The organism is Ruegeria sp. ABV4_181 (assembly GCF_056158465.1).
Window position 1 is genome coordinate 2,824,038 of record NZ_JBSWTI010000002.1, and the last position, 14,342, is coordinate 2,838,379.

The 14,342-nt window shown below is 62.4% G+C and carries 13 protein-coding genes; 7 read left to right on the plus strand and 6 right to left on the minus strand.

The window, feature by feature from the left end; translation table 11 throughout:
• Positions 1-12 precede the first annotated feature (12 nt).
• Complete coding sequence (locus ACXAC3_RS13990) at positions 13-195, plus strand: hypothetical protein (RefSeq protein ID WP_475161233.1); 183 nt, start codon at positions 13-15, stop codon at positions 193-195.
• Between the two features lie 6 nt (positions 196-201).
• Here ACXAC3_RS13990 and ACXAC3_RS13995 read toward each other — a convergent pair whose 3' ends face one another.
• From ACXAC3_RS13995 to bcoG, 3 genes are all read right to left on the minus strand, one after another.
• Positions 202-963: an SDR family oxidoreductase gene (locus ACXAC3_RS13995; protein WP_475161235.1), complete on the minus strand. Its 762-nt coding sequence runs from the start codon at positions 961-963 to the stop codon at positions 202-204.
• Positions 960-2,423, minus strand: coding sequence for a carnitine 3-dehydrogenase (locus tag ACXAC3_RS14000; RefSeq protein WP_475161236.1), 1,464 nt, complete (start codon positions 2,421-2,423; stop codon positions 960-962). The genes ACXAC3_RS13995 and ACXAC3_RS14000 overlap by 4 nt, the downstream gene beginning before the upstream one ends.
• A 105-nt stretch (positions 2,424-2,528) precedes the next feature.
• The gene (gene bcoG / locus ACXAC3_RS14005; protein ID WP_475161237.1) at positions 2,529-3,446 is read right to left on the minus strand and encodes a 3-dehydrocarnitine:acetyl-CoA trimethylamine transferase BcoG; all 918 of its coding nucleotides are present in this window, start codon (positions 3,444-3,446) and stop codon (positions 2,529-2,531) included.
• 132 nt (positions 3,447-3,578) lie between these two features.
• On the opposite strand from bcoG, the gene ACXAC3_RS14010 reads away from it, so the two are divergent.
• Positions 3,579-4,565, plus strand: a complete 987-nt coding sequence (locus ACXAC3_RS14010; RefSeq protein ID WP_475161238.1) for a GlxA family transcriptional regulator — start codon at positions 3,579-3,581, stop codon at positions 4,563-4,565.
• Between the two features lie 67 nt (positions 4,566-4,632).
• On the opposite strand, the gene ACXAC3_RS14015 is transcribed toward ACXAC3_RS14010, so the two are convergent.
• The 3 genes from ACXAC3_RS14015 to ACXAC3_RS14025 are packed head-to-tail and all read right to left on the minus strand — an operon-like array spanning position 4,633 to position 7,645.
• Complete coding sequence (locus tag ACXAC3_RS14015; protein ID WP_475161240.1) at positions 4,633-5,679, minus strand: aldo/keto reductase; 1,047 nt, start codon at positions 5,677-5,679, stop codon at positions 4,633-4,635.
• A gap of 36 nt (positions 5,680-5,715) precedes the next feature.
• Positions 5,716-6,174, minus strand: a complete 459-nt coding sequence (locus tag ACXAC3_RS14020) for a DNA polymerase III subunit chi (RefSeq protein WP_475161241.1) — start codon at positions 6,172-6,174, stop codon at positions 5,716-5,718.
• A 4-nt stretch (positions 6,175-6,178) separates the two neighbouring features.
• A complete protein-coding gene (locus tag ACXAC3_RS14025; RefSeq protein WP_475161242.1) occupies positions 6,179-7,645 on the minus strand; it encodes a leucyl aminopeptidase in 1,467 nt (488 codons plus the stop codon).
• A gap of 240 nt (positions 7,646-7,885) precedes the next feature.
• Between ACXAC3_RS14025 and lptG the strand changes: the two genes are divergently transcribed.
• The 5 genes from lptG to rsmA all read left to right on the plus strand — a co-directional run bounded on the left by lptG (position 7,886) and on the right by rsmA (position 14,281).
• Positions 7,886-8,986: an LPS export ABC transporter permease LptG gene (gene lptG / locus ACXAC3_RS14030; RefSeq protein ID WP_475161245.1), complete on the plus strand. Its 1,101-nt coding sequence runs from the start codon at positions 7,886-7,888 to the stop codon at positions 8,984-8,986.
• A complete protein-coding gene (locus ACXAC3_RS14035; RefSeq protein ID WP_475161246.1) occupies positions 8,986-11,148 on the plus strand; it encodes an LPS-assembly protein LptD in 2,163 nt (720 codons plus the stop codon). The genes lptG and ACXAC3_RS14035 overlap by 1 nt, the downstream gene beginning before the upstream one ends.
• On the plus strand, positions 11,139-12,392 hold the full coding sequence (locus ACXAC3_RS14040; RefSeq protein WP_475161248.1) for a peptidylprolyl isomerase: 1,254 nt from the start codon (positions 11,139-11,141) through the stop codon (positions 12,390-12,392). The genes ACXAC3_RS14035 and ACXAC3_RS14040 overlap by 10 nt, the downstream gene beginning before the upstream one ends.
• Positions 12,389-13,354 (plus strand): 4-hydroxythreonine-4-phosphate dehydrogenase PdxA, encoded by a 966-nt coding sequence (pdxA, locus tag ACXAC3_RS14045; RefSeq protein ID WP_475161250.1) that lies wholly within the window; start codon positions 12,389-12,391, stop codon positions 13,352-13,354. Before ACXAC3_RS14040 ends, pdxA begins: the two co-directional genes overlap by 4 nt.
• Before the next feature lie 84 nt (positions 13,355-13,438).
• Complete coding sequence (rsmA, locus tag ACXAC3_RS14050; RefSeq protein WP_475161254.1) at positions 13,439-14,281, plus strand: 16S rRNA (adenine(1518)-N(6)/adenine(1519)-N(6))-dimethyltransferase RsmA; 843 nt, start codon at positions 13,439-13,441, stop codon at positions 14,279-14,281.
• Positions 14,282-14,342: the final 61 nt, after the last annotated feature.

Consider the following 14,342-nt stretch of genomic DNA (forward strand, 5'->3'; position numbering starts at 1 on the left):
AGGACGATAGGAATGGACGCACTACAAACCGCTCAATACGCACGCGCCCTGTATACCGCTCATGGCGACCGGGCCGAGGCGGAAGCCGCGCAGAAAATGCGTGAATGCGAAGCCGCCGGGAATATGCAGCAAGCTCAGGACTGGCAGGCGGTCCGTCAAACCATCCGCCAGATCCGGGGGCCAAATCAGGGCTGATTGCGCCTAGATTTTCGGGTCAGGATTTACGGTATGCCCGTCCACGGCGATCACCTGACCCGATACCAGCCGCGCCGCCTCCGAGGCGAGGAATACGGCCATATTGGCGATGTCCCGCCCTTCGACAAAGCGCCCCATCGAGGTACCGGCGGCGTAACCTTCATAGACCTGTTCCCGCGTCATGCCCTTGGCGGCCGCCTCGCGGGACAGCACGCCTTCCATCCGCGGGCCTTCCACGGCACCGGGGCAGATCACGTTGCAGCGCACGCCAAATGCGCCAAGCTCCATCGCCAGCGTTTTGCCCAGCCCGATCACCCCCCATTTCGCCGCCGCATAAGGCGCGCGGTTGGGATAGCCGTATTGCCCGGCGGTGGACGAGGTGATCAGAACCACACCGCTGCGTTGTCGTTTCAGGATCGGCGCGGCGTGTTTCGAACATAGGAACGCGCCTTCCAGATTGACCGCAAGACAGCTTTGCCAGTCCGGCAGCGCCACATCCTCGATCAATGCCGTGGGGCCCGCGGTGCCGGCATTTGCGCACAGGGTGTCCAGCCCTCCCCAATGGGCCTCAACGTCACGAAACAACTTTGCCACGGCACCCTCGTCGGTGACGTTCACTGCGGATCGTTGCCAATGGTCCGGACAGCCCGACAGCGCCGCCTCATCGACATCGGCCACCCAGACCTTTGCCCCGGACGCATCAAAGGCGTCAGCCATCGCCCGCCCAAGGCCCGAAGCCCCGGCAGTGATCAGAACGCGCCCGCTCATGCCGGTTTACGGATGGCGGCACCCGCGCCATCCGGATACGGCAACCCGGCCTGCGCCTTGGCGATCCGGGCCATCGCCGCCTCGATTTCAGGGGACGGCGCGCTGGGCCGACGCGTTTCCAGACTGACATGCAGCAGAAAGCTTTCGCCGGTCGCCAGCAGCTTGTCGCCCTCATACATGCTGTGGAAGACGTGCAGCTTCTTCCCCTGCCCCAGCAACATTTGCGTCCGCACCTCGATCTTTGCGCCTACGTGCACCTCGTCTACATAACGGATGTGGTTTTCGGCCGTGAAATAGCTGCCGCCCGAGGCAATGTAATCCGCATCGCAGCCGATGATTTCCATGAACCGGTCGGTTGCGGCGGCGAATGCCTCGACATATTTCGCCTCGTTCATATGGCCATTATAGTCGGTCCAGTCCAACGGCACGGCCCGGGACTGCGTCAGGATCGGCTGGCTCAGGTCTGCCTGCGCCAATGTCGGCAAGGCACCGGGTTTCAGCAGCGCATCATGCTGGTTCAGCACAGCCCCCGCGCCATAATCCTGCGCCTTGAGCGCGCGCATCATGCCAACAAGGTTGTTGTCGCGAATGCGCTCAAGCTCGCGAATCGAATGCATCCCCGACTGCGCATCGGACTGATCGGCAATCATGCCCACCAGTTCATCAGTGAATTCGGGCACGTCCATCAGCTTGGTCCACGGCCATTTCAGCGCCGGCCCGAATTGCGCCATGAAGTGCCGCATTCCGGCTTCGCCACCGGCCACGCGATAGGTCTCGAACAAACCCATCTGCGCCCAGCGAATCCCGAACCCCATACGAATGGCTTCGTCGACCTCTTCTGTCGTCGCGATCCCGTCCTTGACCAGCCACAACGCTTCGCGCCAGACGGCCTCAAGAAAGCGGTCGGCGATATGAGCGTCGATCTCTTTCCGGACGTGCAGCGGGAAAAACCCGACCGACTTCAACAGGTCCTTTGCGCGCGCCACCATCTCGGGCGGGTTCTTGTCCGTGGGCACCAGCTCAATCAGCGGCAACAGGTAAACCGGATTGAACGGATGCGTCACGACGATCTGTTCCGGTCGCAGGGCACCCTCTTGCAGTTCCGAGGGTTTGAACCCGCTCGTCGACGAACCGATGATCGCGCTGGGATCGCAGGCCGCCTGCAACCCTTTGTAAACCTTCAGTTTCAGGTCCAGACGTTCGGGCACACTTTCCTGTATCCACACAGCACCTTGAACCGCCTCGGCCATGTCTGCATGGAAAGTCAGAGCCCCCTCGGGCGGCAGGGGCACATCGCTCAGCCCCGGCAGAGAACGACGTGCGTTGTCCAGAACCTCACCAATCTTTCGCCTGGCTTCCGGGTCCGGGTCGAACACCCTTACATCCCAGCCGTTCAGCAGAAATCGCGCGGCCCATCCACCGCCGATTACGCCACCACCAATGATCGCTGCTGTCTTCACGTCCTGACCTCAAACTGTCTGTGTCCGGTCCGTATTCCAGACCGGGCCGCGCTACGCGGCGGCAGGCATTGTCCCAAATGATTGAATACGGCTCCTGCGCTTCACTTACTTCGCAACCGGCGCGCGTTTCACCAGACCCAGCTTTTCACGTACCTCCTGCGGACCAACCACCCGAGCGCCCATATTCTCGATGATCGTCCCGGCGCGTTCCACAAGTTGCCAGTTCTCGGCCAGCACGCCCTTGCCCAGCCACAGGTTGTCCTCCAACCCTACGCGCACGTTGCCGCCCGCCAGCACCGAGGCCGCCACATAGGCCATCTGGTTGCGCCCCAGCGAGAACGCGCTGAAGGTCCAGTCATCCGGTACGTTGTTCACCATCGCCATGAAAGTGTTCAGGTCGTCCGGCGCGCCCCAGGGCACGCCCATGCACAGTTGCACCAGCGCCGGGCTGTCCAGCACCCCGTCCTTCACGAGTTGTTTGGCATACCACAGATGCCCGGTGTCAAAGGCCTCGATCTCGGGCTTCACACCCAGATGGGTCATCATCCGTCCCATCGCCTGCAACATGCCCGGTGTGTTGGTCATGACATAATCGGCCTCGGCAAAGTTCATCGTGCCGCAGTCAAGGGTGCAAATCTCTGGCAGACACTCCGCCACATGCTCGACCCGCGCCGCCGCGCCGATCATGTCCGTGCCGTCCTCGCGCAGAGGCAGAGGCGACTCGGTCGGGCCAAACACCATATCTCCGCCCATCCCTGCGGTCAGGTTCAGCACGACATCCACCTCAGCCTCACGAATGCGCTCGGTCACTTCTCGGTACAGGTCCAGCCGGCGGCTTGGCGCGCCGGTCTCGGGGTCGCGCACATGGCAGTGCACCACGGCCGCCCCCGCCTTGGCGGCTGCAATCGCGCTGTCGGCAATCTGCTGCGGCGAGCGCGGCACATGCGGGCTGCGATCCTGCGTGCTGCCCGACCCTGTGACGGCACAGGTGATAAAGACGTCGCGGTTCATTTCCAGAGGCATCGTGTTTTCCCCAAGTTATACCCGGTTTCGCCCTGGGTTTTCCCCAGGCTTCTCCACGGATTCCGATTTGCTTTCCAACCGGACTCTGACGCAGCCTTGGGGAAACACTTGCCAGAATACGAATCAGACTTGATGAAATCCGCAAAAAACATACTTCAGCCCGAACATCGCGCCCTGAAAACGGCGGTTCTGGTGCTGGATGACTGCAACACGCTCAGCTTTGCGTCCGCCGTCGATCCGATGCGCGCGGCCAACCGTCTGGCGGACCGCCCGGCGTTTGACTGGGACTATGTGACCGCCACCACGGAACCGGCCATGCTGACCAGCGCCTTGCGCGTTCCCGGCATTCCGCTGGCCCGTCTGCAAGGGTGCGACCTGATGATCGTTGTGGCAGGGTTCCAACTGGCGCGCCACGCCACCCCCAGCCTGTTGGCCGGTCTGCGCCGCATCGCGGCCACAGGTGCCACCATGGCCGGGATCGACGGCGGGCCCTGGTTGCTGGCCGAGGCCGGTCTGCTGAACGGCCACGCCGCCACCACCCATTGGGAAGACCTCGACAATTTCGCTGCCCGTTTCCCCGAGGTGGACGTGCACCCCGATCGATTTACCGTCTCTGGCAACCGCCTGACCTCGGGCGGGGCGATCCCGGCCGTTGAAATGATGCTGCAGATCATCGCCGCGCGCCATGGCGCGGGTTTCGCCGCGCGGGTGGCAGGACTGTTCCTCTATGATGGCGCGCCCGCGCCGTCCAAACCGCAAAGCCGCACCGGTGCACCGCACCGCCATACGGCGCTGACGGCGAAGGCCAACACGCTGATGGAGTCCTCTCTGGACGACCCTCTGCCACTGGCAGACATCGCCGATGCGCTGGGCACCAGCCCGCGCACCCTGCAGCAGCAATTCCGCCTGCGCCTGAATACCACGCCGCAGGATCACTACCTGCAACTGCGGCTGGCCGAAGCGCGACGGCTGGTCACCGACACCGAGATGCCGCTGATGGACGTTGCGCTGGCCACCGGCTTTGCCTCACAATCCAGCTTTGCCCGCGCCTTCCGCACCGCGCACGGCCTGTCCGCCCGCGATCTGCGCCAGGACAGGGCACACCCCACCCATCACTGACCGGATCCTTCATCTGGCCAAAAATACCTCGGGGGAGCCGTGCAGCGCACGGCGGGGGCAGAGCCCCCTAAAACGGCATCGGATGGGCGCGATGCGCCTCACCGATCTCGGCCAGAACATCGGCCGGTAACCGCAGATCCGTTCCGGCCAGAATATGCTCCAACTGCCCCACGGTAGTTGCACCAAAGATCGACGACATCATGAATGGCCTCGTCCGGCACCAGGCCAGCGCCATGTGGACCGGGTCCAGATCGTGACGCGCAGCAATTTCGAGATAGGCCGCGACCGCGTCGAACACGCGCACGTAATTGCGCCCGCCCATTTCCGGAACCAGCGACATCCGCGACCCCGCAGGCACTGCCCCGCCCTGATATTTCCCGGTCAGAAACCCGGCGGCCAATGGCGAAAAGGCCATCAGGCCCACATCCTCATGAACGCTGAGTTCCGCCATATCCGTATCGAAATGGCGGCACAGCAGCGAGTATTCATTCTGCACCGAGGCCACCCTTGGGGCATTGCCGGCCTCTGCCAGCCGCAACCACTGCGCCGTGCCCCACGCGCTTTCGTTCGACAGGCCAAAGGCGCGGATATTGCCCTTGTCCACCTGCGTCTTCAGGGCCTCCAGACATTCCTGCATATTGTCCAGAACTTCGTCGGTGTTGTGCCCGGATGGCGCATAGGTCCAGTTCTGCCGGAACATATAGCTGCCGCGGTTCGGCCAGTGGAACTGATAAAGGTCGATGCAATCCGTCCGCAGTCGCCGCAGCGATCCCTCGACCGCATCGGGTATCGTCTGTGCTGAAATCGGCGCGCCGTCGCGCGCATGCATGAACCCGGCCCCTGAATGCTTGGTCGCCAGCACGTAATCGCCCCGTCGCGCCGGATTCGCGGCATTCCAGTTGCCCAGAATTTCCTCGGTCCGGCCCACGGTTTCTTTCGAGATCGGGTTTACCGGATACATCTCGGCGGCATCGACGAAATTGATCCCGGCCTCCAGCGCCATGTCCATTTGCACATGCGCATCGGCCTGGGACGTTTGCGTGCCAAAGGTCATCGTGCCCAAACACAGGTCCGTCACCATGATACCGGTGCGGCCCAACGGCTTCAGCTCCATCGTTCACCCTCCTGAGATATGCTTTGAAGGCAGCGGTTATGCCTCGGCCTTCTTTTCCCAACGGCCCGATTCCTCGGACCAGTATTGCGCGGTGCAGCCTGCGCCGGTCAGCGTTTTCCATTGCTGTCGCGCGTGCTGCACGGCCGCACCGTCATTTCCGTCGAACAGGATGCAGACCCGCTCCAGCGCCGCGGCCTCATCCGGGTCGACAGGCGCCCCGTCCACCGCCATGACGCAGGCGGGCTCATTGGCAGCCTGAGTCTCGGTCGTCAGTAGAATTGGTTGCGCCGCGTCATGCGCGCCCCCTGCGCGACCATGTGGCAGGAACCCGTCATCGGGTCCCAGCCATAGTTTTTCATCCAGCCAGTCCATCCGTGCAGGATCAGTGCCCCGCACGGCGATCCTCCACCCGGCCTGCCGCGCCTTGTCGAGCAGAACCGGCAGGGTCTGCTCAAGCGGTTGACGGGTCAGGTGATAGAAATAGACGGCGCCCATGGGTTTACTCGAAATTGTCCTGCACCAGCCGGCTCAACGCGCGAACGCCCCATCCGGTTGCACCTTTGGGCGCATAGGATGTTTCCGTCGAAACCGAGGCGACACCCGCGATATCCAGGTAAATCCAGGGGGTCTCCTCTTTGACAAAGCGCTGCAGGAACTGCGCGGCCGTGATCGACCCTGCCGGGCGTCCACCGACATTCTTCATGTCGGCAATGCGCGATTTCAGCAGATCATCATAGGCTTTGCCCAGCGGCATCCGCCATGCGCCTTCATCCTCGGCCTTTGCCGCCTTCAGAAACGCCTCGCAGAATGTGTCATTGTTCGAAAAGACCCCGGCATTCTCATGCCCCAGCCCGACAATGACCGCGCCGGTCAGGGTGGCCAGATCGATCATACCGACAGGCTGGAACCGCTCTTGCGCGTACCACATCACGTCGCACAGAACCAAACGGCCCTCGGCGTCGGTGTTGATGATCTCGACCGTATCGCCCTTCATCGACTTGACCACATCGCCCGGCCGGGTCGCATTGCCCGAGGGCATGTTTTCGACCAGCCCGACCAGCCCCACGACGTTGGCCTTGGCCTTTCGCTTGGCCAGCGCGCGCATGGTGCCCGCAACGACGCCCGCGCCCCCCATATCCATGGTCATGTCTTCCATGCCCCCGGCGGGTTTCAGCGAGATGCCACCGGTATCAAACACAACGCCCTTGCCGACCAGAGCCAGCGGCGCGTCGTTCTTGTCGCCGCCATTCCACTGCATAACCACAACCTTGGACGGGCTGACCGAGCCCTGCCCGACGCTCAGCAGCGTGCGCATGCCCAGTTCGGTCAACTTGTCCTCTTCCAGCACTTCGACCTCAAGCCCCAGCGCCTGCATCTCGGCCAGACGGTCGGCGAATTCGGTGGTGGTCAGGACGTTGGCCGGTTCGTTGGTCAGATCGCGCGTCATCCGCACGCCATCTGCCACGGCATAATGCGGGGCAAAGGCCGCTTCGACCTCGCCCGCCTTCTGATGGCTGATGGTCACGGCCCCGGCCTCATCGGACTCCTTGGTTTTATGGGCGTCGAAATCATAGCTGCGCAGGGCGATGCCCATGGCCAGATCCTCGGTTTTGACCTGATTGCCCGCCATCACCAGCAAGCTCTTGCGTCCGGCCAGCTTGGCCAGCGCAGCGCCCCCTTTGCGGGCCTCCGCCGGTTCGGGGCGGCGCGGCAGGACCAGAATATCCAGCGCCTCGGCCGCCATGCCACCCGGCCATGCCAGCGAGATCACGTCGCCGGTCTTCACCTTTTCGAACCGCTCGCTTTCCACCAGCCGCGCCACAGCGCCGCGGGTCAGGCGATTGGCCCGGCGCGCGGCCGGGCTCATCTTACCGTCCGACGGAATGAAGATGGCGACGCGCCCTTCGGCCAGCGCCATTGCGTCCACGTCAAAGGCCTGAAAGCTGATCGGTACAAGACTGCTCATTGCAAACTCCTCAAAATCTGTTCCCCAAGACCTAGCCCGCACCGCGCGGCTTGACCAGATAGCAGTTTTCCCCGCCCGCCAATTGCATTACAGTCCCGGAAAAATTCCGGCAGGATCGGGGGAGAACGAATTGGCGAGACAGGGCAGGCATAAGCCATTGCGCAGCGGCGCAGGCAGCAGTGATTCTGGCCCGCGCACCACGCCTGCCCGTCTTTGCCGGGTCGGGGTGGAGGAAACTTCGTGATCCTCGACCGCTATTTCGCCCGCCGATTCATCCAGAGCTTTCTGGTCATTGGCGGCATCTTTCTGACTTTGCTGATTCTGATCGATCTGATCGAACAGGCGCGCCGCTTCAACTCGGTGGACCTGTCCTTTGGCCGAGTGCTGCACCTGACCTTGCTCAACACGCCAGCCGCCATCAGCGAAATGCTGCCTTTGCTGGTCATCCTGTCCACGATTGCGCTGTTTGTGGGTCTGGCGCGCAGTTCCGAACTGGTGGTGACCCGCGCCATCGGCCGCTCAGGCATACGCGCCCTGCTGGCCCCGGTGACACTGGCCCTGATCATCGGTGCGCTGGCGGTGACGCTGCTGAACCCGATCGCCGCCGCCACCTCCGAAGAGTATCAGCGTCTGGCGGATTCCTATCGCAATGACGGCGGCTCGGCTCTGTCGATCAGCAGCGAGGGGCTGTGGCTGCGGCAGGGCTCGGAAAACGGTCAGTCCGTGATCCATGCCCGTGGCACCAGGAACGGCGACACGCTGCAGCTGAATCGTGTGACGATCACCACTTTCTCTCGCGATGGCAGACCGACACAGCAGATCTATGCCAGAAGGGCGGAACTCAAAGATGGTAAATGGGTTCTTCACAATGCCAAAATTTGGCCGCTGGAAGATGACGTGAACCCAGAGGTCAACGCTGTCGAACACAAACGCATCGAGGTCCCCACGACGCTGACGCGTCAGCGCATTCTGGACACGCTTGGTCAGCAGGATTCCGTATCGGTCTATGATCTGCCGGAGCTAATCCGCGATCTGCGCGAAGCCGGGTTTTCCACCAAGCAATACGAGGTCTGGCTACAGGTTCAACTGGCGCGGCCATTCTTCCTGATGGCGATGGTTCTGATCGGCGCCGCCTTTACCATGCGCCACGTTCGATTTGGCGGCACCGGGATCGCAGTTCTGACCGCAGTTCTTCTGGGGTTTTCCATCTATTTCGTACGCAACTTTGCCCAAATTCTGGGGGAAAACGGTCAATTGCCAATCTTCGTCGCAGCCTGGGCCCCGCCCTTTGCAGCCATCCTGTTGTCACTCGGCCTCTTGCTGCATGCGGAGGACGGTTAATGCGATTGATCACCTGCTTGTTGCTGTCCGGCGCTGTGGCACTGGCATTGCCGTCTGCTGGCCAGGCTCAGAACAGGCCCGCCGCGGGTCCGGCCCAGTCAACGGATCAGGAAGACCTGCCCGCCTTGCTGGTTGCGGACACGGTGTTCATCACGCCCGACAACGTGCTGGTGGCAGAAGGCAATGTCGAAGCCTTTCAGGGCGATATCAAAATCACTGCCGACCGTATCACTTATGACCGGGATACCGGACAGCTGAGCCTTGAGGGGCCCGTGCGCATAGATCAGGGCGGCGAGACGACCTTATTGGCGGATTCGGCGGAACTGGATGAAGGAATTCAGAACGGGCTTCTGATCGGCGCCCGTATGGTTTTTGACCAGCAGGTTCAGATCGGATCGGTTCAGGCCACGCGCGCGGCAGGCCGGTACACGCAATTCAGCAAGGTGTCCGCCACATCGTGCCATGTCTGCGCCAACGGCAAGCCGCCGCTCTGGCAAATCCGCGCCCGCAAGGTCACGCATGACCAACTGGAGCGTCAGCTCTATTTCGAAGGCGCGCAGTTCCGCGTGCTGGACGTGCCGGTTTTCTATCTGCCCTATCTGCGTCTTCCGGATCCGACGCTGGACCGGGCCACCGGCTTTCTGGTTCCGTCGATACGGACCACGTCGCAGCTGGGAACCGGCGTCCAGGTGCCGTATTTCTTTAAACTGGGCGACCACAAAGACCTGACTCTGACGCCTTATGTCTCGTCCAAGACACGAACCCTGGGCTACCGATACCGGCAGGCCTTCAAGCGGGGGCGCATTCAATTCGAGGGCGCCTTTACCCGCGACGACCTCGAAAAAGGTGAAGATCGCGGCTATCTGTTCGCAAACGGCTGGTTCAACCTTAAGAACAACTTTCGTTTGACGTTTGATTTCAAGACGACATCCGACGACGCCTATCTGGCCGACTATGGCCTGCCCGATTTTGACCGCCTGCGCAGCGAGGTCGCGCTTGAAAGGATCAAGCGGGATACCGCCTTCCGCACCAGCTTCATCCACTACAAGACGCTGCGCGACAGTGAGGAGCAGGACGAAATCCCGTCGCGCATTTTCGACCTGTACTATCAAAAACGGTACTTTCCGCAGGCATTGGGTGGCGAAGTCAGGCTTGGCTTCATCACGCATGCCCACGAGCGCACCAGCGACGATGACATTGTAGGCCGCGACGTGGCCCGCGCGACTTTCGACGCGGAATGGTTGCGCAGTTGGACCTTTGCTTCGGGGCTGCGGGCCGAGGCACGCGCCGGCGCGGCGGTGGATACGTTCAACATCCGCCACGACAGCGCATTTCCGGATCAGGTCACCCGCGCAACGCCACGCGCCGCTTTGACCTTGCGCTATCCGATGCGGCGGCGGGAGAAGACCGGAGCAACCCAGATCCTGGAGCCGATCGCACAGGTCGGCTGGACCCATGTAACCGATACCGATGTTCCGAATGACGAAAGCACCTTTCAGGAATTCGATCAGGGCAACCTTCTGTCCCTGTCGCGCTTTCCCGCGCCGGACCGCCGCGAAGACAGCCTGACCGGAGTCATAGGCGTCAATTGGTCCAGATACGGCCCCAGAGGGTGGCGCGCCCTCGCCACTGTCGGACAGGTGTTTCGGGCGGATGCAGACCCCAATTTCAACCTGACTTCGGGACTTCAGGGAACGGCCTCGGACGTGTTGCTTGCGGGTCAGTTGAAAACGGCCAATGGCTGGTCTCTGGCAGGCCGTGGCCTGATGAACGGCGATTTCAGCTTCGCCAAAGCCGAATTGCGCGCGGCTTGGCGGCAACGTGACGTCGGCCTGACAGGCAGCTACGTCTGGCAGGAACCCGATCCCGCCGAAAACGTCGATGACGAGATTTCGGAAATCCGGCTGACAGGGCGCTACGCCGTAGATCAGAACTGGCTGACGCGCGCCTCGGCGCGCTATGACCTGAGTGAATCCGAACCGTTGCGATACGGGCTGGGCGTGACGTATCAGAATGAATGTGTTCAGGTTAACATGACCGTCAGCAGGCGCTTTACTTCATCATCAAGTATTGAGCCTTCGACCGAATTCGGCTTTACCGTAGCCCTGACAGGATACTCCGTTGAAAGTGGCGGTCAAAAGTACAAGAGAAGATGCAGTTGATTTCAGGTTTCTCCCGTTTCATTCGTCCCGGCCGGCTTAAGCCGGTTGTGTCGGCACTCAGCGCCGTGGCGCTGTCCCTGATGGCCCAGCAGTCGAGCGCGCAAAGTCCGTTTTCGCCCGCGATCAAGGTGAATCAGGACATCGTCACCTGGTACGAACTGGACCAGCGATTGCAGTTTCTGTCTGCCCTCGGCGCGCCGGGCGCATCGGAGGACGAAGTGCGTCAGGCCCTGATCGACGACCGCCTGCGCAAACAGGCCATGCGCGAAGCGGGTATCGAGGTGGCACCTGAAGATATTCAGCTCGGCATCGATGAGTTTGCAACGCGCGGTCAGCTTTCGACCGACCAGTTCCTGCAATTGCTGGCCGAGGAAGGCGTGGATCGGGAAACTGTCCGCGATTTTGTTGCCGATCAGCTGTCTTGGCGCGACTATATCAGTGCGCGTTTCCTGTCGCAGGCCCGCCCGAGCGAGGAGGAGATCAACCGCGCACTGGGACAGGCCGGTGGCGGTGGGCTGCAGGTGTTGTTGTCCGAGATCATCATCCCGGTGAATCAGCAAACCCTGGCCCAGGCCCAGCTTCTGGCGGACGAGATTGCTCAGATCGAAGGTTTTGAGGCGTTCTCCGCCGCCGCGACGCAATACTCGGCCGCGGGCACCCGCGACAATGGCGGCCGGCTGGACTGGCTGAACCTGACAAACTTGCCCCCGGCCCTGCAACCGGTGATCCTCGGCCTGCAGAACGGTGATATCACTCAGCCTCTGGCCCTTCCCAACGCCATCGCCCTGTTCCAGATGCGTGGTCTGCGCGAAGTGGCGTCAGGCGCACCGCGCTATTCCAAAGTCGACTACGCCATGTACTACCTGCCCGGTGGGCGCAGCGCTGAAACGCTAGCGCAGGCCGCCAGGCTTCAGGAAAATGTCGACACGTGCGAAGACCTGTATGGAATCGCCAAGGATCAGCCGCCGGAGGTGCTGGACCGGATCGAAGCCAGCCCTTCCGAGATTCCCCGCGACGTCGCGCTGGAACTGGCCAAGCTGGACCTGAACGAAGTATCGACCGCGCTGACCCGCAACGACGGTCAGACGCTGGTGTTCCTGATGCTCTGCACCCGGACCGTCGATCGCGGCGAAGAAACCTCGCGCGCGGACGTAGCCAATGCACTTACCCAGCAGCGTCTTCAGGCATTTGCCGAAAGCCTGCTGCAACAGCTGCGGGCTGACGCAACCATTGTCGAGCAATGACAGCCCCGATCGCGCTCAGCTGCGGTGACCCTGCCGGAATAGGGCCCGAACTAGCAGCCAAAGCGTGGTCGGAACTGCGAAACACCTGCCCATTCTTCTACATCGGCGACGCAGGTCACCTGCCGCAGGGCACCTCTGTCGCGCCCATCACCCAGCCGTCTGAAGCCCTCGAAGCCAGCGCCTCGGCCCTTCCGGTGTTACAGGTGGATTTCCCGGCCCCGAACGTCCCCGGACATCCCGATCCGGGCAATGCGCCATCGGTCGTCGCCGCCATTGAACGAGGCGTATCGCTGGTACAGTCCGGGGCAGCCTCGGCGCTCTGTACCGCACCGATCCACAAAAAGGCGCTGATCGACGGCGCCGGGTTCGCCTTTCCCGGCCATACCGAGTTTCTGGCCACGCTGGCCGGGTGCGACCGGGTTGTTATGATGCTGGCCAGCGAGCAATTGCGCGTGGTGCCGGCAACCATCCATATCGCCTTGTCCGAAGTGCCCTCGGCCCTGACCCCGGACCTGCTGCGCGACACGATCAACATCACTGCCAAGGGTTTGCGCGACCGGTTCGGCATCAACCATCCTCGTATCGCGGTTGCCGGGCTGAACCCGCATGCCGGCGAAGGCGGGAAAATGGGACAGGAAGAACTGGAGTGGATCGCGCCGCTGATCGCCGGTTTGCCGACCGATGCCTATACGGTCACCGGACCCCACCCTGCGGACACTCTGTTTCACGCGGCGGCGCGCGCGCACTATGACGTGGCCATTGCGATGTATCACGATCAGGCGCTGATCCCGATCAAGACGCTGGATTTCGACCGTGGCGTAAACGTGACGCTCGGGCTTCCTTTCATTCGCACTTCACCCGATCACGGCACCGCGCTGGACATCGCGGGCAAAGGCATCGCCAACCCTACCAGCCTGATCGAAGCCCTGAAACTGGCGCAACGCATGGCACAAAGCACTTGATCCTGCATCTGGCTGGAAATATCCCCGCCAAAGGCAATAAATCTCTGGCGCTGCGACCCTGCCCCGCGCCACGGTAACCGTATCATGAGCGCAATCGACACCCTTCCCCCTCTGCGCGAGGTCATCGCGAAACATCAGCTTTCGGCGCGCAAATCTCTGGGCCAGAACTTTCTGCTGGACCTGAACTTGACGGCCAAGATCGCCCGTCAGGCCGGTGATCTGACGGAATGCGACGTACTGGAAATTGGCCCCGGCCCTGGGGGCCTGACCCGCGGATTGCTGTCCGAAGGCGCGCGCAGGGTCGTGGCGGTTGAAAAAGACACGCGCTGTATCGCCGCCCTGTCCGAAATCGCCGCAGCCTATCCCGGACGGCTTGAGGTCATAAATGGCGACGCCTTGGAAATCGACCCGCTGGCGCACCTGACCCCGCCGATCCGCATCGCGGCAAACCTGCCTTACAATGTCGGCACCGAGCTTCTGGTGCGCTGGTTGACCCCGGCCGAATGGCCGCCCTTCTGGCAGAGCCTGACGCTGATGTTCCAGCGCGAGGTCGCTGAACGCATCGTCGCCCAGCCCGGTAGCAAAGCTTATGGCCGCCTCGCCATCCTTGCCCAGTGGCGGGCCGAGGCGCACATTGCCATGTCCCTGCCCCCTGGTGCCTTTACTCCGCCGCCCAAGGTTTCCAGCGCGGTGGTCCACCTGACCGCCCTGCCCCAGCCCCGCTATCCCGCCGACGCCGCCACCCTGTCCCGGGTTGTTGCCGCCGCCTTCAACCAGCGCCGCAAGATGCTGCGCGCCTCGCTGAAGGGCGTCGCCCCGGATATCGAGGACCGCCTTGTGGCTGCCGGGATAAAACCGACGGAACGCGCCGAGCAAATTCCGCTTGAGGCGTTTTGCGCACTGGCGCGCGAAGTTCAGAAAAGCTGACGCCCCAAAAGAAAACCCCGGGCGGGAACCCGGGGAGTTTCACAATTTTGCTGTAGTGCTG